16 protein-coding genes and 1 pseudogene are annotated in these 21,740 nt (G+C 61.3%); 13 read left to right on the plus strand and 4 right to left on the minus strand.

Going from position 1 to position 21,740, the window contains the following annotated elements; all coding sequences use genetic code 11:
* Positions 1-7: 7 nt before the first annotated feature.
* Entirely contained in the window at positions 8-733 is a 726-nt protein-coding gene (locus R3X27_RS03775; RefSeq protein WP_317707546.1) for a DNA alkylation repair protein, read from the plus strand.
* Positions 734-809: 76 nt separating this feature from the next.
* Here the strand turns inward: R3X27_RS03775 and R3X27_RS03780 are convergent, their stop codons facing one another.
* Entirely contained in the window at positions 810-1,013 is a 204-nt protein-coding gene (locus R3X27_RS03780) for a hypothetical protein (RefSeq protein WP_317707490.1), read from the minus strand.
* A gap of 131 nt (positions 1,014-1,144) precedes the next feature.
* Here R3X27_RS03780 and R3X27_RS03785 point away from each other — a divergent pair, with 131 nt between their 5' ends.
* Genes R3X27_RS03785 through R3X27_RS03795 form a run of 3 tightly spaced genes read left to right on the plus strand, consistent with a single transcriptional unit; the run spans position 1,145 to position 5,912 of the window.
* Positions 1,145-2,773 (plus strand): hypothetical protein, encoded by a 1,629-nt coding sequence (locus R3X27_RS03785; RefSeq protein WP_317707491.1) that lies wholly within the window; start codon positions 1,145-1,147, stop codon positions 2,771-2,773.
* 24 nt (positions 2,774-2,797) lie between these two features.
* Positions 2,798-3,910 (plus strand): phosphatase PAP2 family protein, encoded by a 1,113-nt coding sequence (locus tag R3X27_RS03790; RefSeq protein WP_317707492.1) that lies wholly within the window; start codon positions 2,798-2,800, stop codon positions 3,908-3,910.
* 1 nt (position 3,911) lies between these two features.
* Positions 3,912-5,912 (plus strand): hypothetical protein, encoded by a 2,001-nt coding sequence (locus R3X27_RS03795; protein WP_317707493.1) that lies wholly within the window; start codon positions 3,912-3,914, stop codon positions 5,910-5,912.
* 887 nt (positions 5,913-6,799) lie between these two features.
* On the opposite strand, the gene R3X27_RS03800 is transcribed toward R3X27_RS03795, so the two are convergent.
* Entirely contained in the window at positions 6,800-7,276 is a 477-nt protein-coding gene (locus R3X27_RS03800) for a PilZ domain-containing protein (RefSeq protein ID WP_317707494.1), read from the minus strand.
* A 562-nt stretch (positions 7,277-7,838) separates the two neighbouring features.
* Here R3X27_RS03800 and R3X27_RS03805 point away from each other — a divergent pair.
* Both R3X27_RS03805 and R3X27_RS03810 read left to right on the plus strand, forming a co-directional pair.
* Positions 7,839-8,849: a Hint domain-containing protein gene (locus tag R3X27_RS03805; protein WP_317707495.1), complete on the plus strand. Its 1,011-nt coding sequence runs from the start codon at positions 7,839-7,841 to the stop codon at positions 8,847-8,849.
* A gap of 301 nt (positions 8,850-9,150) precedes the next feature.
* Positions 9,151-9,288, plus strand: a pseudogene (locus R3X27_RS03810) (IS5/IS1182 family transposase); the annotation flags it as partial.
* Positions 9,289-9,497: 209 nt separating this feature from the next.
* Here the strand turns inward: R3X27_RS03810 and R3X27_RS03815 are convergent.
* Complete coding sequence (locus R3X27_RS03815; protein ID WP_317707496.1) at positions 9,498-11,027, minus strand: sulfatase; 1,530 nt, start codon at positions 11,025-11,027, stop codon at positions 9,498-9,500.
* A gap of 345 nt (positions 11,028-11,372) precedes the next feature.
* On the opposite strand from R3X27_RS03815, the gene R3X27_RS03820 reads away from it, so the two are divergent.
* Positions 11,373-12,083: a GntR family transcriptional regulator gene (locus tag R3X27_RS03820; protein WP_317707497.1), complete on the plus strand. Its 711-nt coding sequence runs from the start codon at positions 11,373-11,375 to the stop codon at positions 12,081-12,083.
* 30 nt (positions 12,084-12,113) lie between these two features.
* On the opposite strand, the gene R3X27_RS03825 is transcribed toward R3X27_RS03820, so the two are convergent.
* The gene (locus R3X27_RS03825) at positions 12,114-13,532 is read right to left on the minus strand and encodes a sulfatase-like hydrolase/transferase (protein ID WP_317707498.1); all 1,419 of its coding nucleotides are present in this window, start codon (positions 13,530-13,532) and stop codon (positions 12,114-12,116) included.
* A gap of 178 nt (positions 13,533-13,710) precedes the next feature.
* On the opposite strand from R3X27_RS03825, the gene R3X27_RS03830 reads away from it, so the two are divergent.
* The 6 genes from R3X27_RS03830 to R3X27_RS03855 all read left to right on the plus strand — a co-directional run bounded on the left by R3X27_RS03830 (position 13,711) and on the right by R3X27_RS03855 (position 21,127).
* On the plus strand, positions 13,711-14,907 hold the full coding sequence (locus tag R3X27_RS03830) for a mandelate racemase/muconate lactonizing enzyme family protein (protein WP_317707499.1): 1,197 nt from the start codon (positions 13,711-13,713) through the stop codon (positions 14,905-14,907).
* 37 nt (positions 14,908-14,944) lie between these two features.
* A complete protein-coding gene (locus R3X27_RS03835) occupies positions 14,945-16,885 on the plus strand; it encodes an ABC transporter substrate-binding protein (protein WP_317707500.1) in 1,941 nt (646 codons plus the stop codon).
* A 137-nt stretch (positions 16,886-17,022) separates the two neighbouring features.
* Positions 17,023-18,006, plus strand: a complete 984-nt coding sequence (locus R3X27_RS03840; RefSeq protein WP_317707501.1) for an ABC transporter permease — start codon at positions 17,023-17,025, stop codon at positions 18,004-18,006.
* A complete protein-coding gene (locus tag R3X27_RS03845) occupies positions 18,003-19,151 on the plus strand; it encodes an ABC transporter permease (RefSeq protein ID WP_317707502.1) in 1,149 nt (382 codons plus the stop codon). Before R3X27_RS03840 ends, R3X27_RS03845 begins: the two co-directional genes overlap by 4 nt.
* The gene (locus R3X27_RS03850; protein WP_317707503.1) at positions 19,141-20,151 is read left to right on the plus strand and encodes an ABC transporter ATP-binding protein; all 1,011 of its coding nucleotides are present in this window, start codon (positions 19,141-19,143) and stop codon (positions 20,149-20,151) included. Before R3X27_RS03845 ends, R3X27_RS03850 begins: the two co-directional genes overlap by 11 nt.
* Complete coding sequence (locus tag R3X27_RS03855) at positions 20,144-21,127, plus strand: ABC transporter ATP-binding protein (protein WP_317707504.1); 984 nt, start codon at positions 20,144-20,146, stop codon at positions 21,125-21,127. The genes R3X27_RS03850 and R3X27_RS03855 overlap by 8 nt, the downstream gene beginning before the upstream one ends.
* Positions 21,128-21,740: the final 613 nt, after the last annotated feature.

Raw genomic sequence — 21,740 nt, forward strand, 5'->3', positions numbered from 1 at the left:
CGCCCCCCTGACCGCCGCCGCGGCGCTCGACGCCCTGTCTTGCGCCGCACAGCCTGGCAAAGCCGCCGAAATGGCAGCCTATCACAAGGCTGAGCGCCCGTATCTTGGCGTCGCCAACCCCGATATTGACCGCATGACCCGCGACTGGCGCCGCGCCCTCCCGCTTGCCGACCGGTTGGCTTTGGCCGAGGCGCTCTGGGCGAGTGATGTCCATGAAGGCCGCATCGCGGCAGCAAAACTGCTGACCCAGGCCCGAATTCGCCCCGATGACGGTCCGGCCTGGGAGCTGATCTGTCGCTGGGTGCCGGAATTCGATGCCTGGGCCGTGGCCGATCACGCCGCGATTGCCGGGCAGAAACGGCTCGTCTGGGCCCCCGCGCGGCTAGACGATGTCGAGCCCTGGACCCGCTCGGAGCATATGTGGAGCCGGCGCGCGGCGCTGGTCATGACCCTGCCCTGGACCAAGCTGCGCAATCCCAAACCGGAAGACCTGGAGATTCGCGAACGTGTGCTTGGCTGGGCTGCCGGCTATGTGTCCGATCCGGACTGGTTCATTCAGAAAGCCGTCGCCTGGTGGGTTCGGGACCTGTCGCGCCACGCCCCGGAGCGCAGCCGAGAGTTTCTCGTCGCCAATGGGGATCAGATGAAATCCTTCGCGCGCCGCGAAGCCGCGCGCCACTTGCCGTCAAGCGCGGATGACGGCCAGGATCCGTCCACCAAGGCTGGCCTGTAGGGTTGAGATAACTGGCTTCGGCGTTGTCTTGACGCCCTCTTGCCGCAGTCCCACGCGACCTGGGCGGGCCGCGGCCTTACGCGCCCGGATCGCTCGGCGCAAGATCGTCCGGACCGACGCGATCAGCGAGATCGATCAGGCAGGCAAGGATCTCGCGCTCCTTTGCGTTGAGCCTGTCCGATGCGCACAAAGCCTCCATTTCCGGTCGCAACCTGCCCCATCGCTGGAAGAAATCGAACAGATCCTCGATCGGCGGCATTTTCTGCATTTCTTTCGTCATCGACATCCATACCCTTGGCGCGTTCCGAATCTAGTGCGGGACAGTTGTTAGCGTCGCGTGAAAAAAGCGTGAAACGCTTTGTCACCAGCGATCTTCCGTTTAGATAGAAGCCGTTGGCCAAGGAGGACGCGTTGGCGCCGAAACTCGAAATCTCCCTTTTTGGGACCTGTTCCGTCTGCCTGAAGAGCAGCGATACGGTCGAGATTCGCGGCGCCAAGCACCGGGCGCTCTTCGCGCTTCTCGCCACCGCGCCAATGGGCCGGCGCTCCCGTGCCAACCTGCAGGAAACGCTCTGGGGCGCCTCCGACTACGACAGCGGACATCAGAACCTGCGCCGGGCGCTCTCGGATCTGCGCAAGCTGCTTGGGGCGGAGTTCGACACGGTGCTGCACACGACGGCCACCGATGTGCAGCTCTCGCTCGACCACACGCATTTTGTCTCCGGACAAGGCGCGTTCCTCAATGATCTGAATGTGCGCGAGCCTGGCTTTGTCGCCTGGCGCGACGCTCTGCGGGCTCGGCCGGATCAACTCGCCGCGCTCGGGCGGGCAAGCCAGAGCGGTGCAATCCGCCTGCGCCCACGCATCAGCGCCTTGCCGCTTTCCGCACCCGATGGCGATACCGGGTTGGGCGTGATCGGCGATTGGGTCGCCGAAGAGATCTGTCGCTCGCTGTCCCGCTCGACCCTGCTCACTGTGCTCTCGCATTTGTCGGGGCGGGCGATGGCGCAGCGCGTGATCGACATTGCAAGCGTGCGCGAAACACTCGGGGTAGACTATCTTGTTACCGGAACGATCCGCCGGGCCGGAACGGAGATCATCTGCGACTTCGATTTTCTCGATGTCGCCACCGGGGAGATCCTCTGGAACCGCAATATCGTCGCCGCACAGGCCGCAACGCACGCATTGCCGGAGCGCCTGTCGGATGTGCTGCAAGCCATCGGCCGCTCGGTTGCCCAAACCACATTGCGCAACCTTCGGGGCCTGACCTTGCCCGAGATTTCCGATCACGAGCTGCTGATTGCCGGCGTGACCTCCATGCATCGCCGCGCGCTGCGCGATTTTCTCACCGCCCGACACTATCTCGAAGAATGCGCCTCCCGCGCCCCCAACTCGACCGATGTCCATGCATGGCTCGGAAAATGGCATGTTCTCAACGTGTTCAAGGGTTACTCAACTGATCGGGGCGGGGACACGCAGAAGGCGCTCGGCTGCACCGCCCGGGCGCTTGATCTCGACCCCGATTCCAGCTTCGCCCTGACCATCGACGGCTTTGCCCATGCCAATATCCTGGGCGAGATTGGCGAGGCGAACAGACGTTACAGCGCCGCGCTCGACCGCAATCCGAACGAGAGCCTGAGCTGGCTCCTGCGCGGCGCGTTGCTGGCCTTTCAGGATGACGGGGTTGGCGCGGTGCAGGCCACCGACACCGCGCGGCGGCTCTCGCCCATCGACCCGTTCGGCTACTACTACGACTCTCTGGCCAGCTCGGCCCATCTCGCGGCGGGGAATTTCGACCGCGCGCTGGATTTTGCCGAGCGGAGCCTGTCGGCCAATGACCGGCATATTTCGACCCTGCGCACCAAGATCACCGCCCAGCACAGCCTTGGCGACGGCGACGGGGCGCGGGTGACAGCGGCGGAATTGCAGCGCCGCTTTCCGGCATTCCGGCTCGACGAGTATCGCCGTACGCATCCGTCGGCGGATCGCAGGACGGGCCGGCTTGTGATCGAGGCGCTGCGCGCCTCGGGGATTTTTTGAAGCATATATGGAAAGGACAGGACAATGAGCCAATCGGGGGGCTTCGGAGGTTTCGGGGGATTTGGCGGCTTCGGCGGTTTTGGAGGGTTCGGGGGATTTGGCGGCTTCGGGGGGGGCGCGAATTTCACCGGCCTTGGCGGCTTTCTCAGCGCCGACGATACCGGCGGTTATGACGGGGTGACCACATCCGGCCTCGGCATGACGGCGGAAGCGCTTCGGCATCTGGCGGGGGACGCGCAACCGCCCGTTCCGGGCGAGCTGACACCGGGCGATCCCTCGAATTTCGGACGCCTCGCGGTCTGGGTCCGCGGCTCGCTTTACGTAAGCGAATACCTTTCCGGGATCGCCTGGCAATCCTGCAGTTCGGGCGATGCGCATTCGTCCGTGTTGAAGGTCGATGGCGCTGACTGGGTCACCATCCATCGCCCTTCGGCCGAACTCCTGCGCGACCAGACCCGCCGCGTGGCCGATTACGCGGCGCTTCGCGAGGAGCGCGGCGCGGAGATCCTGTCGCAGCTTGGCTTCCCGACAGCCTATTTCGCCATGATCCTCGGCCTGCATTCCGCCTCGAGCAAGAAGAGTTTCGAGTTGATCACGGCCACGCAGGTCGCTGCGGCCCACACCGCGATGATCGTGAAAACCGCGCTGGCGGTACGGCGGCCGGATCAGGTCGACGGGCGTCTCCTGCCGATGATCCCGACTCCTGGACACGGTTCCTTCCCGTCGGCGCATGCGACCGAAGCCTACGCGGTTCTGACGGTGCTGGAAGCGCTGGTCGCTGCCTGGGGCAGCCACGGGGACACGGACAGCCGGATCGCGATGTTGCGGGGATTGGCGGAACGGATCGCCGTGAACCGCACCGTGGCTGGCGTGCATTACCCGATCGACAGCTGGGCCGGCGCGGTGCTGGGACGGGCGGTCGGCCGCGCAGTGCTGGGCCGCTGCGGGCGCATCGCCGAGGGCGGCGCAGCCGTGCTCGACGCGACGGATGTCGATTTCTTCGACCACGACCTGCGCGACCCGACAGCCATGGCGGCAGCCGGTCTGAGTGTGGGCAACCAGGCGCTTCGCTCCAACACGATGCCCGCCTTCTCCTGGCTCTGGGAGCAGGCGGCCGGAGAAGGCGAAGGATCCTGAGATGTATGCGCAACGCACACCGGAAGAGCGCATCGACCGCTATACGGGCCCGTATGAGCGCTGGGTTTTCTCCGAAGAGCTGGGGCGGCCCTATGCCTTCCCGGCGATCCGTCAGGCAGAAGCGCGCCACATGGCGGCGATCCTCGAAGGCGACGGTGACCCAGCCCAGATGACAGGCGTCACACCGCGCCTGCCCCCGCTCTGGCCCTCGCACCAAGCCGGGCATGCGGTGACGCCTTTTGTTTTTCGGGACGAGAGCACGGCAACGCTGTCACCGGACCGGGCATTGGCCAAACGCCTCGACACGCTGGCCAGACCGGGCCTGTCGCCCCGTGTGCGGCTGAACATGCCGCTCAGCCCCGAGAGCTGGGTCGAGACCTACGCGCCGGAGACATCCGCGCCGAAATGGCGCCGGCCAGCCAAAACACCCAAGGCGATCCTTGGCGTGATCGATGACGGGTTGCCCTTTGCCCATCGGGCCTTCCTCGGCTCCGACGGCGAAAGCCGGATCAGTCATCTCTGGTTGCAATCGGCGCGGGCGCTGGACCGGGACCGGGTCCCTGTGGGCCGCGAGATCACCAATGGCGAAATCGACATCCTGCGCGCGAAATACGCTCCGGACGAACGGCGGCTGTACCGCGCTATTGGGGCGATCGACGGCGACATGCCGGAGATCGGCCGACTGCTCGATCACCACGCCACCCATGGCGGCCACATCCTCGGGCTGGCCGGCGGCAATGACGCAAGGCTGCCCGACCTCCTGCTGGATGACGAAATCCAGATCGTCGCGGTGCAGCTGCCAAATACCGTGGCCTGGGACACGTCCGGCTTCGGCAAGGAGATGTTCATGCTTTCGGCGCTGCACTACATCTTCGCCCGCGCCGGGGAGATCGCCCGAGATTGCGGGGGCGAGGGAGAGCTGCCGCTGGTGGTGAATTTCTCCTATGGTTGGAGTGCGGGGCGTCATGACGGCCAATCGGAAATGGAAGCGGCGATCCAGCAGATGTTGGAGCGCCGTCGGGAGCGGCAACCGTCAACGGCGGTGGTCATGCCGACCGGAAACACCTTCGAGAGCGACATGCATGCCCGGATCGGCCCGGACGATATGGAAGAGGGCGTCGCGCGGATCGCCTGGCGCCTCCAGCCGGACGACCGCACCTCGAGCTATCTCGAAATCTGGCTTCCCGAGGGGGTCGACCCGCAAGGCTGGCAGGTCCGGGTGATCCCACCGCCGGGCACCGCAGAGCTCTCGGGATGCGCGATCGACATTTCGGCGGATCCGGAACTCGACCCGGTGGGGGATCCGCGCCGTTTCGTCGAACTGGAACAGGACGGGCGCAATCTCGGCCAGCTCTCGGTGGATTTCCACCGTGGGAGCCGCTGGCGCGCGGTCATTGCGATGATCCCGACCGCCGAAACCGGCACCGGGCGCCGCCTGCCCTCCGGCCTCTGGACCATCGAGATAGATCCGGGAACCGGCACGCCGATTGGAGCGGAGGAGGCGCTGTATCTCTGGCTACAGCGCGACGACGACCCACGCGCGCTCGGCATGGGCGGGCGCCAAAGCCACCTTGAAGGCCCATCCGGCATCGTGCGCGGCTTTGGCTGCCTGAGCGCAATCTGTTCGGCACCTGCGGCAACGCGGGTGGCGGGTCTGCGGGGCGGGCTCGGATGTCCGGCGCCCTATTCCTCTGGCGGCGGGGTGGACCATCTCTCGGACGGTCCGGTGCCATGGGGCGCGCAGCCCAGCCTCACTGCGCTGTCCGATCAGGGGCTGGCGCGCCCGGGCCTGCCATCGCTGGGCAGCGTCTCGGGATCGGGTGCGCGGCTTGTGGGAACCTCCGCCGCCGCGGCCCTGGCCTCGCGCTGGATGGTCTCCAACGCCGCTGCTGGCAAACCGTTGGAAGACGGGCTCAGCCCCCTGCCCTTCCTGCCGCCAGGGGATGCGCAGATTCTGCGTGCCGCGCGGCTTGGTCGGGGCGTCGTGCCGGTCGATTTCTGACATAACGCGCTCCGGTTCAACCGGAGAAACAACGAAGCGACCCGCGTGCCCAAGGCGCGCGGGTCTTGTCTCTCGAGCCTCTCGAGACAAAAAAGGCGCGACATACGGCTCCCAAACAAGCGACAGAGCCAGACGGAAGAATAGTTAACCGCCCGGCCCTGCCATATTGGTACTGAAATTACTGCCTAAAAAAGTCTGCCTTAAAACTGTCTCAACCGACTGTGCCGATCTCGACATCTCAACCCTACCCGCCACCGTCCGGGGAGATGGCGTGAAAAAAGGGTGAAACCCGGCAGAATTCCCGCAGCGTTAACTTCGCGGGCGGCTTTTCAGTACCTTGGCTTGCCACGCGCCAGCCCTGCCGTCGGTTGAAATAGAGTAAGCCTTTGAAATCCAGGATATCGTCCGATCCACCCGTATTTCGCAGGACCGTCGCTCACCGAACCCAGAGGACACCGGCAATGCCCGGAGCGCCCAGCAACGAAAGGTATCTCGACGGTGACTTGCAGGGCATTTCAAGCGCTCACTGAGAGTCGCGCACAGCCTTCGCCGCTCGGATGTGCACATCTTCGCTTTGCCGGCGATTGCAGATCGCCCCCCAAAACCATCGCCCCGCCTTCGCGTGGAATCTCGCAGTCACCGGAGCCAGACTCCACGCGTCTTGGAGCCCGAACGTCGGGCCAAAACCCTCTCCCCGGAACCGGCCCCGTGCTTGCAGCACGTGTTTTTCCCAGACACGCGCCGCCTTTGGTGGGTTTACGCGGACAGCGCCCAGAACCGCGAGTCCGGAGACCGGTCTATGGTCGCGGTCAAACTGGAGGGCGCGGACGAGATGGACGGACAATCGGCGCGGCCCGCGTCTCACCCTGCGCAGACAAGCTGCTCGATCAAAACTTGATCCGTGCGTCTATCTCGCGATGCAGTTGCTCGACGATCTCAACGGGAATGGGACTGTAAAAGGAAAGCCCGATTTGGTTTTCCTTCCTCCAGGCAACCTGTGCGTAGACTTCGGCACCAGCCACAACCAGCGAGACAACGTCCCCCTGGTCTACATTTGGCTCGGTTTCGACCATGGCCCCGTCATCGTGAAGGTTCGCGATAACCCCATAGTTTTCGCCGGCGCCCGAGCGCAGGAGCACGGTGGCCTTCGTCTCAAGCCTTGGCTTTCTTGGGACTGGTTGGTCTGTCGACATTTGGCGACTCGGCACGGTTGTTGGCTGCGTGAAGGATATCCACAAAGACACTAACGGGAGATTGACGACGACCTGATAGGCTCTGCATCGTCCCGGTGCAGGTCGTATAGGTCGCTGCCACAGGCAAGATCCGTTTCGGACGCCGCCAAACTGGCGCTTGCGGCTCGCCATCTCGACATCGTTGCTCGCGGCACCCGGCCCGCATCCCCGCGACCACGATTATCCCTGCCGGGTTTCCCGCGCCCCTCGCATCCCGCGCACCATCCGAAGGATCAAGGGCAGGAAGGTGACTGCGATCGTCAGCCATTCGCCGTCTTGTAAACCAAGGTCTGGACAGCGGACTATGCCGGCCTTCACAGCGTTCAGGGAGCCGTCCGGCTCCTGAGCAGAGCCGACGTCCATCGAGATCTGGACATCGAGGGCGCGGGCGTCGTTTCTGAACCTGCGCCCCGCCCAGCGTTGGCGGTCAGCGAAATGCACTGCGAAGACTGCGCCGTCCCTGGCCTCAATGGTGGCTCCGTGGCGGATCTGGCGCTCGTCTTTCCTGGCGGCTCACCCCGGTCACAAGCGTGAGAGCCCTTTTCAGACAATTGGCGGACGCAGCGTCGAGGGGCGCGTTCGGTGAGGTCCTATAGGCACGACCACACATCGCGGGCTGCGCCTCCAAAATCGGGCGTTCACCCTATCGAAGTTCTTTTGGGCGAGAAAGGACTGCAGCCAAGGAGACAGCCCCGTGACAACGACCTTCACCCCCCTGGACAACGAGTTCGCCGCCGCAAGCGGCGACAATGTGAACTGGGATCCGGACTGGAGCTATTTCGACCACCCACCAAATTCCACCTCTGATCTCACTATTACTGCAAATTCGGAGGACACGGACCCAGGCACATTCACGGTCGGTGAGACCTATGACATCACCTGGTCAGGCCACGGTGGCGGGATCATGGAAAATGCCATGGTCATCCGCTCGGACTATCTTGGCGTAGATCAGGGCGCCGTCGTTTTCGAGGGCATCAATTCCAACACCGGCGAACCTTACCAGGTAATCTACACCCCCGGGTTTGATGTCGAAGCCTGGTATTGGGACAATGGTGGCAGTCCTTCCAGCCCGAATGCGTTCTGGACCTCCGATCAGGACGACGAGGAATTCCGATTTGCATGCTATGCCGAGGGAACCCTGATCGGGACACCGGGAGGCGCAATGCCCGTTGAAAGGTTGCGGATTGGTGACCTTGTCATGACTCTGGATCACGGCCCACAACCGATCCGTTGGGTGCGTCAGGACGTGCAGGCGCTGTCCGCGAGCGAAACGACCGAAAAACCGGTGCTGATCCAGGCCGACGTCTTTGGAAAGGGCTGCCCCGAGAAGGACTTGATCGTGTCGCCGCAACACCGGCTTCTCGTTGGCGGGCATGGGCAGCTTCAGGATGCTTTCAAGACAGAAGTTCTGGCTCCGGCCAAATCCCTGACAAAGGTCCGCGGGATCCGGCACATGAACGGAAAGCACCGCATCCTGTGGTGTCACTTTGCCTGCGTTCGGCACGAGATTGTCACGGCCAATGGCTGCCTGTCAGAATCATTGCTTCTCGGATCCGTCGTTGTTGATGGAATGAGGTCAGCCGAACGCAAGGCGGTGACAGATATATTCGGGTCTGCCGACTTGCCCGGCAAGGCATTGAATGGTCCGGTGGCGCGTGAATGCATTAAGGTCGGCGCGGCGCAGCGGCAGGTGGCGAAAAGCTGAAGTGACGTTTTGCTTCAACCTCGACAGTCACGGCTGATCTTGGAATTCCGAGGAGAAATTGCCAGGGGACCACACCGAGAGATCCATGGCTTTCGTCTTGACTATCATGCATGACGCAGCGCCTGACACTCTGGGCACCTTGCGGGCCTTCGCCACAATGTTCTCGAACGGCAGTTGAGGGCCGAAAGCGACGACCGACACTGCCGCGCGGCATAGCTCCATACCTCCGGCAGAAGAGCTCTGCGCAGTCTGGGCCCCAACGGGACGACGAAGATCCACCGTCGCGAAGAAAGCTATGCGATCGGATCGTCGGGCCGACGCGGTCGTTCCGCCTCGAAAGAATGCCCGGTTCTGGAAGCCCACAACTGCCGGAGCTGTAGCTCGAAACGAAGCCCGACGCGCGTTGAAATATCTGGAACGGGCCATCTGGCGACGATGGTGCGCGCCGCTTCCAAGTGCGTCTCCTATTTGAAACCAAAGGGTTATCTAATATGGAGTCTTTTTCATGGGAGCCGTCTCCACGCAACTGAGCCTTGAGGAACGGCGAAGAGTGGAACGCTGGAGGCATGCGAAGGCCCCGGTCAGCAAGAAGGCGCGGCCTTCCATTCCACCGAATGGATCGCACCATCAAACCGAGGAATCAAACAATTAGTGCCAACCTATCCGGGGCGACACTGGGATCATGTCGTCAGGGCGGGATCGGATCATGTCGTAGAGCTCTCGACGGATCGCTGCACGCGAGGGATCATCAAACAGATTGTCCATCTCGCCCGGGTCTTCCTGCATGTCGTACAGTTCCCCGGTGTCGGTCTTGAGATCGACGGACATGCGGAAGCGCCTGCTTCGGACGGTCGTCAGGTCCATGTCGACCGCACTTCGAATGGCATCGACTTCATATTCTGACAGCGCAAAATCGCGCGTCTCCGATCCATCCCAAAGGTGCCGAAGCGTTCGACCATGGTTTGGTGCGGTGTCGATGCTGCAGAGATCCGTGGCCGTCGCGAGGATGTCGATCGTGCCAACCGGGTCGTCGAGCACAGCTCCCTTGGGAACGCCCGGTCCCTGAACCAGGCAGGGAACCCGCAGAAGACCGTCATACAGCATCGGGCCCTTCAGGAGCAAACCATGGTCTCCAAGCCACTCGCCGTGATCGCTGGCGAAAATGATGTAGGTATTCTCAAGCTCGCCCTTCGCGCTCAACGCGTCGAGAATGCGGCCAACCTGGTGGTCCACGGCCGAGATCATCCCGAAATAGATCTCGGTGATGTCCCGGAGCGACGTCTCGTTCAACTCGCCCCTTTGCCCCCAATCAACGCCGCCCGCGTTGTGCTCAGCGCCCTGCTTGATCGGCTTGGCGCGGTCCTCGACGAAAGCCCTGTGCCACCAGGGGCGCCGCTCCAGATCCAGCTCGAAATGCGAAGCGATGGTGATATCTACGTCCTTGTACATATCGCACCAGGGGCGCGGGGCGAGAAAGGGCGGGTGCGGATCGGGGAAGGAAACCCAGGCCATCAGCGGCTCGTCCCCCTTGTTTTCGATCATCTCGACGGCTCGGTCACCGATCCAGGGGGAGGAATGCCATTCATTGTCCAGTCCGGATCGCCAGGCCTGGAAGTGAGACGTGTCGGGCTCCAGCCGGTCCTTCGCCCTGTCCCAACGATCCTTACCGTGACCATCCTGATCCAGCCAGTACTCGTAGTTCAAGGCCTCCGGCGGCGCATACCATTGCGTGTGATGGTGCGGACGGAGCATCATTTGAACGTCTTCGAACCCGAAATAGTCGCCGCGCCAGTCGGGCCCGAAATCCTTTGCGCTCTTGTAGCATTCCGGCCGGCCTGTCGGTTCGAATGTCTGCTGGCTGGAAAGATGTGCCTTGCCGATGAAGTGCGTGGCATAGCCCGCGCGCGAAAACGTTCCGCCCAGACCGCTTTCGCCAAGAGCCTCGTCAAGATCGCGGCCGTTGTCACGCACGCCGTGGCTATACGGCAGTTTGCCAGTCAGAATTGATGCACGGGCGGCCTGGCACATTGGGTGGGGCGTGATGCACTTGGAAAACCGGACCCCGTTATTGGCGATGCGATCGATATTCGGGGTCAGCACTCCGCGCCCTTCAGGGCCGATACAATCCCCCCGCTGCTGGTCGGTTGTGATCAGGATGAAGTTGGGCTTTCGAACCATTGGTCACACCTTTTGGGCAGGAATGCAGGAGAGTCGTGCCAGATCGACTATGTCGCCAGATCATATTATGTACAATAGCAACTTATAATGTATGATTTTCCGGAGCGTGAGGAGCAATTTGTCCAGAGACACGGTTGCACTTGCCTTGACCGGGATCGCTTCCGCCACGGTCACGCTTGATGTGAAGGCGCAGATTGACGGTGAGACGGAACTGGGCGGCGTCCCTGCGCGCAATCGAGCTCCTCCCTGGAATTCGCTATTTATAATGTACCAAAATGCAAGTATTGCGTGCGAATGGGGCCTACGCCTCTTGACCCCATCACTTGAAACGAGGACGATTTATGCATGAGTGACTATGGTCCCCTTGCGCTTGCCGCTGACGACACCAAGACGTCGACGTCCTCCAGTTCGATCTACGAGCGTATCCGACATGACATCCTGTCGGGCGCTCTTGAGGCGAATGCGCGATTGAAGATCTCGGATCTGGCCAAGGCGCACAAGACATCGACAAACCCGGTTCGCGAGGCGTTGCAACAACTTCGCGGTGAAGGGCTTGTCCTGTTTGCTCCCAACCAGGGCGCGCGCGTGCGGCCGATTGATATGGAATTCGTCCGGGATGTCGCGGAGGTGGGCTACCAGTTGGAGCCCTACCTGTTGCGTCTCTATGTGCAAACGGCCAGCGCCGAGGATGTCGCTGAGCTGGACCGTATTCAGGACGAGATCGAAGAGGTGAACTTCACGGATCGGGACCGGCACACCCTGCTTGACCGCGCCTTCCATGAAACCATGTATGAGCGGCACTACAACCGGGTCGCCTTCGGTGTGTGGAAGCAGCATCGCGAGATCATGGGCTCGATCAGCACGCGCATTCCGATCGCTCTCGGGCGACAGGATGCGATCCTGCACGAACATCGCGCCTTGATCGACGCCATTCGGCGGCAGGATGTCGACGATGCGATACGGGTTCTTGGACAGCATATCCAGTGCGCCGGCCAGCACCTGGTCGATCAGTTGAGGATCGAGCAGACCCGCGCCAGCAGACGTAAAGGCGCCTGAAACCGGGCCCCAGCGGCAGGCAGGCCCACCCTACCCTTTCTTCGGAACATGCTGGTGCTGCTCGTTTCGATCCCGTCCGTCGATGTAGCTGCCAACGGGAGGATGGTGTCCGGGTCCGGCCAGCCAGTCGCCTTCGGCGTTCATCCAGTCGAACAATCGTGACTTGAGATCCGCCTGAACCTCGCCAAGGCGCGGATCGCCGGCGAGGTTCCTGCGCTCGCCGGGATCGTTTCCCAGATCGTACAGCTCTTCGATGTCATGCGGGCTCCACGCGTATTTGTACCGCGCGTCCCGGATGCCACGAAACCGGAACTGACGCCCCTGATAGGCGTCATAGACGTAGCAGGCATGGTCCGCTGTGGACTGCCAATAGCTGCGTTGACGTTCTTCGTTGTCCAGAAGCGCAGTGCCGCCGGTCCGTTCCATCATCGTGGGAAAGAGGTCGCGAAACGATACGAACGCGTCCTTCGAGATGCCCTGATCACGCCCCGGCGCGCGGATCATCATCGGGATACGCATGACTTCCTCATAGAAGAACGGACCCTTGTCGAACCAACCATGCGCGCCAAGCATCTCGCCGTGGTCAGCCGTGAATGCAATGGCCGTGCTTTCGTCGAGGTCGTTCTCGGAAATCGCGCGGCGCAACCGACCAAAGAGCGCGTCGATATAGGAACAGAATCCCCAGTAATGCTGTGCCGTGCGGCGCCAGTCATCCTGCGTCATGTGCGACGTGTCCTGGCATGGCCAGTAAGAGGCAGACTGCGCCACCGGCTTGCCCTCTTCCGAGAATTGCGGGCACCAGTTGTCCGGCATGAAGTCGGATGGCAGATCGTCGTAGAGATCGACATATTCCTTCGGGACGTGATGCGGGAAATGAGGTCCGTGCAGACAAACGACCAGACAGAATGGTCGACCCGCGCTTGCAAGCTCCTCGAGCTTTTCGATCGCAGCATCGACCCGTTGCTCGTCCAGAGGAACCCCGTCCGTGATCGTCCCGTAATAGGGCGATTTGCGGGGTTCGGCAAAAGTCACATCCGCCGTCGTCATGATTGGCAAGTCCCCGCCATCGCTGAGCGAAACATCCTTTATGCCGCGGTCATGAATTGTCCCGTCGCCAAGGTGCCATTTGCCTACGAAAGCAACGTCATAGCCATCGGCCGCCAACCTTTCCAGATAGGTGGTTTGAGCCGGGTGCAGCTTTCCATGCGGATAGAAGGATGTTCCCTGCACGTTGTCGATGGTGCCATTCTGATGCGGCAGCTTGCCGGTGAACAGGGTTCCCCGGGCGGGTGTGCAGAGCGGGACTGTGGTGAAGGCATTCGGAAAGCTGGTGGATTCTTCCCTGAAGCCCTGAAGGTTCGGCAGGATCGCGGGATGCGACGGGTCGTTCAAGGTGTCCCAACGCCACTGGTCCGTGACGAACAAAACCATGTTTCTGGCGTGCGGCATTCCCATGTTCCTGCTGCTTGAAAATACATGACAACCATACGGACATCAGCTGAAAAACTCCATATCAAACGTGATACTAAAATAATAATGTACGATTTTTGAAATGTCGTGTTAGGGTTGGTTGAGCGAGATTCGACTTGGGAGGTCCGCCGCCGTGGAAGCAGCACCGTCAACAGGAATGGCATCCGAAACTGCCGAGCGGCTTCCAGCTGCAGGGCGCGACGCCGAAATAGCGTCCATCGAGGCGATCCTGGCCCGTGTCGGCATTCGCAACCAGCTTCTGGTGCGGGTTGAAACGAGGGACGGCCTCGTCGGTTGGGGCGAGTCCGGCCTGTCGTCGCGAGAAACCGCGGTCGTGGCGGTGATCGACAGTTTCGCGAGCTTCCTGGTCGGCAAGGATTCCCGCCAGATTGGACGCATCTGGCAAGAAACCTATCGCAGCCAGTATTTTGAAGGTGGCCGGGTCCTGACCTCGGCAATATCCGCCCTGGACATCGCGCTCTACGATCTGCTTGGCAAACGTCTGGGCGTTCCTGTGCATCAGCTTCTGGGCGGAAAACAGCGTGATGTCGTGCCGGCTTTTGCCAGTTTCATGACGTCAGATGTCGACCAGGCCCTGGCGGACACGCAGACGCTCGTCGATGAAGGTTGGGAATGCGTCCGGATCTATCCTTCGGGATTTGACGGCGACGACATATTCAATCCGCGGCGTTCGCTCGGACAGACCGTTGATGTCCTGATCGCAATGCGCGAAGCCTTCGGTCGGGACCTGAGTATCGGCATCGATCTGCACCATCGGTTCTCGCCGGCCGAAATCGCGAGTTTCTGCAACATGCTACCGGCAGGCACACTCGATTTCCTGGAAGAACCGATCCGCTGCGAGACGCCCGAGGCCTACGAAATGCTGCGCGGCATGACGAACATCCCCTTCGCCGTGGGCGAAGAGTTTGCGTCGAAATGGCAAGCGGGCCCCTATCTCGACAAGGGCCTGACCCAGTACATGCGTCTCGACATCTGCAACATCGGCGGCTTCACCGAGGCCATGAAGGTCGCGGGTTGGAGCGAGCGCCACTACATTGACCTGATGCCGCACAATCCGCTTGGCCCGGTCTGTACCGCTGCCAGCGTGCATATGTCGGCCGCGGTTCCGAATTTCAGTTGGCTGGAATCTCGTCAGTCGAGCGTCGAAAGCCTCGGGTTCCACGACGAGACACTCTTCCCGAAACAAGTCACGCTCGACGGTGCCGCCTATGTCGTGCCCGACGGCCCCGGTTTGGGCGTCGAGGTGAACGAAGAAGCAATCCGCGCTTCCGTACACGAACACGTCGAATGTCCACATTTAAGCAAGCCGGATGGGTCCGTCACCAACTGGTGACGGGAACCGGAAGGAACCCGACAAGGAGGAGGAGACAATGGGTTTTATTGACAACAGCAAGAGGTACCTGGTCTCAAGCGCAGCGGCGCTTGGGCTGGCGGCCATGGGGGCGTTGCCGACGCTCGCTGCCGATTACAATCAGGCGCCATTTTTCGATGACGCCGTCAGTTCCGGTGCCCTGCCACCGGTTGAAGAACGCCTGCCATCCAATCCACTGGTCTTCGAAACGCTCGGCTCGATCGGGGAATATGGCGGCACGATGCGCCGTGCGATCCTGGGCGGCGGCGACCAGCACAACATGGTCCGCACAATTGGTCACGAGAACCTTGTGCGGTGGACCGCGGACTGGACCGAGATCAAGCCGAACATCGCCGAGAGCTTCGAAGTGTCCGAGGACGCAACCACGTTCACCTTCAAGCTGCGCGACGGCATGAAGTGGTCGGACGGCGCCCCGTTCACCGCCGACGATGTCATGTTCTGGTACGAGGTCTTTTCTGACGAGCGCCTGACGCCGTCGAAGCACCCGATCTATGTCGGGCCTGAAGGCGCGGTCGAGGTCACGAAGATCGATGACCTGACGGTCGAGTTCAAGTTTGCCAGCCCCAACGGGTTGTTCATTCCGAACATGGCCTATGGGTTTGGCTACTACCCGGTGAACTATCCAAAGCACTACCTGTCGCAGTTTCACGCCGACCATAACCCGGATGGCATCCAGGCCCTGATCGACGCAGAACCGGCGGCGGCTGACTGGATCTCGCTGTTCAACCTCAAGTCCGGCCCGATGCACACGCCGTCCTTCTGGCAGAACATCGACCGCCCGACGCTGCACCCCTGGAAGCTGAAGACGGCATATGGCTCGTCCGACCGCGTCGTGGCCGAGCGGAACCCCTATTTCTGGAAGGTCGACGGCGAGGGCAACCAGCTGCCCTATTTCGACCGCATCACCTACGATCAGGTTGAAGATCCCGAGACGATCCTGCTGAAGGCCTTCAACGGCGAGATCGACTACATGAACCGTCACCTTGGCCGGCCGGCCAATCGCGCGGTTCTGACCGACAACATGGAACGCGGGAAATACAGTTTCTTCGACACCAACGATCTGCCCTCCAACGGCGCGATCTTGATGCTGAACCTGAACAACCCCGACGAAACCAAGAATGCGGTTGTGAACAATATCGACTTCCGCATCGGCGTCAGCCACGCCGTGAACCGGCAGGAAATCATCGACCTGATCTATTTCGGCTCCGGTCGTGCCGCACAGACGGCGCCGCAGCCCGTGTCGCCGCTCTACAACGAAGAAATGGCGCTCCAGTTCACCGAGTACAATCCGGACCTTGCCAACGAGTACCTGGACAAGGTGCTACCGGAAAAGGACGGCGACGGCTTCCGGCTTGATGTCAATGGAGATCGGTTCCAGCTGGTCTTCCTGACGGCGGATGTCTTTGGCGCGCAGTTCCCCGATGTGCTCGAGCTTGTTGCCGGCTATGCGGCCGATGTCGGTGTCGACTTCCAGATCCGCGTCAGCGACCGGGCGCGCCTGCAAGAGATCGCGGCCAGTGCCGAGCATGATGCCTATATCTGGAACTGTGCGGGTGGCCAGTCCGACGCCTACACGTCGCCCGAGTGCTACTTGCCATTCGGGACGGCTGTTTACTGGGCTCCGGAATGGGCCAAGTGGGGTGTCGATCCGAGCACGGGCATCGAACCGCCGGCCGAGATCAAGGCGCTGTTCGATCAGTACAACATGGTCAAGGCTGCCCCCAACGCGGAATCACGCAAGTCCGAGATGGAGAAGCTGCTTGAACTGGCCAAGGCGCAGCTTCTGACGATTGGTCTCGTGCAGAGCGATCCGGCCTTCGGCGTGGCGCGCAACAATATTCGCAACCATCCCGATCCGCTGCCGATCTCAGGCCAGCTTTGGTACCCTGCTCCCTATGTGAGCCAGATGTACTACGAAGGCGGCAAGTCCTTGCCGTAAGCCAGCCTGTCGCCGGCCCGGGAAGTCCTCCCTTATCTCCCGGGCCGGCGTCAATCACCCGGTTTTGCCATGGCCCCTATCAAGGGATTATCGCCAAGCTGACGAAATCCGCGATTCAGACAAGAGAAGGAACGACGATGCTTGGCTACATCTATCGCCGCATCCTCTACATGATCCCCACGGTCTTTCTGGTCTCGATCGTGACGTTCCTCATCATCCAGCTTCCGCCCGGCGACTATCTCGACACGCTGGCCGCGGAACTCAGTGACAGCGGCGGGCTTGACACCGGCACGCTCGAAGCCCTGCGCGACCAGTACGGGCTGGGGCAGCCGATGTATGTGCAGTATTACAAGTGGATCACCGGTATTCTGTTTCACGGCGACTTTGGCCTGTCCTTCGAAAAGAACCTGCCTGTGAACGACCTGATCTGGGATCGCCTTGGCTGGACCTTCGGCATCTCGCTGCTGACGCTGCTCTTCATCTGGATTACCGCGCTGCCGATCGGCATCTATTCGGCGGTCCGCAAATACTCGTTTGGCGACTATGCGGCGACGTTTTTCGGCTTCATCGGGTTGGCCGTGCCGAACTTCCTGCTGGCGCTGGTGATGATGTACGTCGCGTTCAAGTATTTCGGCCAGAGCGTGGGCGGTTTGGTCAGCCCGGAATATATCGACGCGCCATGGACCTGGGACAAGTTCGTCGATTTGCTGAAACATATCTGGATGCCCATCGTCGTTGTCGGCACCTCGGGGGCGGCGGCGCTGATCCGCATCATGCGCGCCAATCTGCTCGACGAGCTGTATCGTCCATACGTTGTGACCGCCCGGGCCAAGGGCATGTCCGAGTTCCAACTGCTGATGAAATACCCCGTCCGGGTCGCCTTGAACCCGTTCATCTCGACCATTGGCTGGATCCTGCCAACGCTTGTTTCGGGCGAGATCATCGTTGCCGTCGTGATGAACCTGCCGACGACGGGGCCGATGCTGCTGCGCGCGCTGCTGGTTCAGGACATGTATCTCGCAGGCTCTCTCATCCTGATCGTCAGCCTTCTGACCGTCCTTGGCACGCTCGTCTCTGATCTGCTGCTGGCCTGGATCGACCCGAGGATCCGCTACCAATGACCGATGTGAACGCAACTCCCGCCGTGCAAACCGGCGAAACAGACGTCCTGATGCCCGAGCTTCTGGGCCCCAAGGCGCTGATGTGGCGCAAGTTCAAGCGTCACCGGATTGCCTATGTCAGCCTTTGGGTGGTTGGGTTGATCTACCTGATGGCGCTTTTTGGCGAGTTCCTGACGACGACAGAGATCAACGAAACCAACCGCCGTGCGCCCTTCGCTCCCCCCATGGGCATCTCGCTTTTTGTCGAGCAGGAGGATGGCGGTTCGGAGTTCCTGCTGCACGCCAAGGGGTTAAAACTGGAACTGAACCGCGCCGAGCGCCGGCGCACCTTTGTCGTCGATCCTGACAAGATCATACCACTCGGCTTCTTCGTCAAAGGCTATGAGTACAAGCTTCTCGGCCTGTTTCCGATGGACAGGCATCTCTTTGGCCCGAAGAACGCGCGGGACCGGGTCTATTTCTGGGGCGCCGACCGGCTCGGCCGCGACATCTACAGCCGCATCGTCATGGGCACGCGTGTCTCCATGTCCATCGGCCTCGTCGGCGTCGTGGTGTCGCTCTTCATTGGTGTCTCGCTGGGCGGCATTTCCGGATACTATGGCGGCTGGGTCGACAACGTGATCCAGCGTCTGATCGAGTTCATTCGATCAATCCCGACGATCCCGTTGTGGATGGGCCTTGCCGCGGCCATCCCGCTTGGCTGGCCACCGTTGCGAACGTATTTCGTCGTCACGCTAATCGTTTCGATGATCGGATGGACGGGGCTTGCGCGCGAAGTCAGGGGCAAGTTTCTGAGCCTGCGAAAGGAAGACTTCATCGTCGCCGCGCGTCTCGATGGCCTGACGGATTGGGAAGTGATCTGGAAGCACATGGTGCCCTCGTTCTCCAGCCATATCATTGCCTCTCTGACACTGGCCGTGCCGCTGATGATCCTTGCGGAAACTTCGCTGAGCTTCCTCGGAATCGGCCTTCAACCGCCCATCGTCTCGTGGGGCACGCTTCTGAAGGAGGCGCAGAACATCCGGACGATCATCCAGGCGCCATGGTTGCTGATCGCCCCGGGCACGATGATTGTCTTCGCCGTGCTTTCACTCAATTTCCTGGGAGACGGACTGCGTGATGCCTCAGATCCCAATGCACACTGATCCCCTTGTCGAGATCCGCGACCTGCGAACGCATTTCTTCACGGATGATGGCGTCGTGAAGGCGGTGGAAGGCGTGGATCTGGACGTCTTTGCCAATCGGACGCTGTGTGTCCTTGGTGAAAGCGGCTGCGGTAAATCGATCATGGCTCGCTCCATCCTTCGGATCGTCGATGCGCCGGGCCGGATCGTCGGCGGGTCGATCACCTATCGCAATGCCGATGGCAGAACGATCGATCTGGCAAAGGCGCGGAATGGCTCGAAGGAGCTCCGCGCGATACGGGGCCAGGACATTGCAATGATCTTCCAGGAACCGATGTCCTCTCTCGGGCCGATCCAGAAGATCGGCAAGCAGATCACCGAGACGATCCTGTTGCACCGTCCCATGTCGAAGGCGGCAGCAAAAGAAACCGCGATCGAGATGCTCGACAAGGTCGGCATTCCGAAACCGGCCGAACGGTTCGAGGCCTATCCGTTCGAGCTGTCCGGCGGCATGCGCCAGCGCGCGATGATCGCCATGGCGCTCTCCTGTCAACCGCGGCTTCTGATTGCGGATGAACCCACGACAGCGCTGGATGTGACAACGCAGGCGCAGATCCTCGACCTGATTGCCGAGTTGAAAGACGAATTCCAGATGGGCGTCATGCTGATCACACATGACCTTGGGGTTGTGGCCGAAGTCGCCGAAGACGTGGCCGTCATGTATATGGGAAAGGTGGTCGAAAAGGGCGATGTCTATTCGATCTTCGAGCAGCCACAGCATCCCTATACCCGGGCGCTTCTGGAATCGGTGCCGCGAATGGGCATGACCCGCCGTGACCGCCTGCCGGCGATCCGGGGAATGGTTCCCCATCCGCTTGCGCGGCCTTCGGGGTGCACCTTCCGGACCCGCTGCGACAGTTTCATGCCGGGGGTCTGCGACAAGACGGAACCGCCGATGCTCCCGGTCGGCAAATCCGACGTCGCCTGCTTCCTGCACATGGAGGGGACCAAGCATGACTGACCCCATTCTTCAGGTGCAGGACCTCGACATGCATTTTCACATCGGTGGCGGATTCTTCAGAAAGCACACCGATGTCGTGCGCGCGGTCGACAACATCTCCTTCGAAGTGAACCGCGGCGAGACCTTTGGCGTGGTTGGTGAATCCGGCAGCGGCAAGACAACGCTCGGACGTTGCATCATGCAGATCCTGGAGCCGACCAACGGCTCGATCCGGTTCCACGGCAAGGGCAAGTCGCCGGTCGAACTGGTCGGTGGCGATAAGAAAGCCCTGCGCGGCATCTGGCAAGACATCCGAATGGTCTTCCAGGACCCGCAATCCTCGCTGAACCCACGCTTGCGCGTCATCGAACTGATCGGCCAGAGCCTGCGCAAGGCCGAGGGGCTGAGTGGACAGGAGTTGGCGGACCGCGTGTCGGTTCTGCTGGAGCAAGTGGGCCTTCGAAAGGAGTTCCTGTTGCGCTTTCCCAATGCCTTTTCCGGCGGCCAGAGACAGCGGCTCGGTATTGCGCGCGCACTGGCGACCAACCCCGAGCTCATTATTGCCGACGAAGCCGTGTCTGCCCTTGATGTCTCGATTCAGGCGCAGACCCTGAACCTGTTGCAGGATCTGCAAGAACAGTTCGACCTGACCTATGTGTTTATCGCGCATGATCTTGCCGTGGTTGAACATGTCTGTGATCGCATCGCGGTGATGTATCTTGGCCAGATCGTGGAGTTGTCCACGACAGAAGAGCTCTTCAGGAACCCCAAACACCCCTATACGCGCGCGCTGCTGGATGCAGTTCCGATCCCCGACCCCCGGGCCAGACGCGGCAAGCGCATACCTGTGGCGATCAGCGATGGCTCGGCATCTGCTGCCGGATGCCGATTTGCCACTCGGTGCCCAAATGCCACCGATCTATGTCGGAAGACCGCTCCTCCGAAGCAGACGGTCAACGCCGCTGATGTGCTTTGTCACTTCGCTGGCGGCATCTGAACTCCAACATCCGGCGTCATATCAAACGGACCATCGGGTGTTTTCGTGATGCCATGCCTGTTCTTCTTTGCGACACGATGCGTCGTCAAAGGCGAGGTCCTTTGGAGTGTGCCCGGCACGTGTCGGTGGGATCAGAGAGCCTTGCGGGAACGCACTCACCGGTTTGTCGAGGCGTGCCGACAGCGCCCTTTGAGCAAGTCGAGCATCGATACAAACGACAGGAACGCCCCGCTTCTCCAGCGCTCGAGAAAGCCACGTGGACAGTCTTTCACCTTTGTGAACAACGCGCTCGGCATCCGGTGCTGCCGCCGCCAGATACTCGACGAGCGCATCAGGATCTGTTGCCACGAAACACCGCGCAAGGGCATTCCCGCTTCCGTCCAGCACACAGAGCGAAACCTTCTTCAATAAAGAACCGAGACCAGCATATTGGCACGGGGTCGTTCTCCTCACGGCTGAATCCTTGTGAGGCCAAGTCGATCGAACCTCGCTTGCCCTTGGAGAGCGACCACCGCTACCGCATCATGTCATTCGACGCTGGAACTCAAGAAATGCGGATTGTCCTTGGAAGTTCTTCGCAAGGCTCCGACACTTCGCTCCGAGTCGTAACTCC

Origin of the sequence: Tropicimonas sp. TH_r6 (genome assembly GCF_033101155.1) — a bacterium.
Taxonomy (GTDB): domain Bacteria; phylum Pseudomonadota; class Alphaproteobacteria; order Rhodobacterales; family Rhodobacteraceae; genus Tropicimonas.

Bases quoted from the DNA above. Each gene is read 5' to 3' on its own strand.
- R3X27_RS03780 (WP_317707490.1), bottom strand. From the start codon at position 1,013: ATGACGAAAGAAATGCAGAAAATGCCGCCGATCGAGGATCTGTTCGAT.
- R3X27_RS03790 (WP_317707492.1), top strand. From the start codon at position 2,798: ATGAGCCAATCGGGGGGCTTCGGAGGTTTCGGGGGATTTGGCGGCTTC.
- R3X27_RS03795 (WP_317707493.1), top strand. From the start codon at position 3,912: ATGTATGCGCAACGCACACCGGAAGAGCGCATCGACCGCTATACGGGC.
- R3X27_RS03800 (WP_317707494.1), bottom strand. From the start codon at position 7,276: ATGGCGAGCCGCAAGCGCCAGTTTGGCGGCGTCCGAAACGGATCTTGC.
- R3X27_RS03815 (WP_317707496.1), bottom strand. From the start codon at position 11,027: ATGGTTCGAAAGCCCAACTTCATCCTGATCACAACCGACCAGCAGCGG.
- R3X27_RS03820 (WP_317707497.1), top strand. From the start codon at position 11,373: ATGAGTGACTATGGTCCCCTTGCGCTTGCCGCTGACGACACCAAGACG.
- R3X27_RS03825 (WP_317707498.1), bottom strand. From the start codon at position 13,532: ATGCCGCACGCCAGAAACATGGTTTTGTTCGTCACGGACCAGTGGCGT.
- R3X27_RS03830 (WP_317707499.1), top strand. From the start codon at position 13,711: ATGGCATCCGAAACTGCCGAGCGGCTTCCAGCTGCAGGGCGCGACGCC.
- R3X27_RS03835 (WP_317707500.1), top strand. From the start codon at position 14,945: ATGGGTTTTATTGACAACAGCAAGAGGTACCTGGTCTCAAGCGCAGCG.
- R3X27_RS03840 (WP_317707501.1), top strand. From the start codon at position 17,023: ATGCTTGGCTACATCTATCGCCGCATCCTCTACATGATCCCCACGGTC.
- R3X27_RS03845 (WP_317707502.1), top strand. From the start codon at position 18,003: ATGACCGATGTGAACGCAACTCCCGCCGTGCAAACCGGCGAAACAGAC.
- R3X27_RS03850 (WP_317707503.1), top strand. From the start codon at position 19,141: ATGCACACTGATCCCCTTGTCGAGATCCGCGACCTGCGAACGCATTTC.
- R3X27_RS03855 (WP_317707504.1), top strand. From the start codon at position 20,144: ATGACTGACCCCATTCTTCAGGTGCAGGACCTCGACATGCATTTTCAC.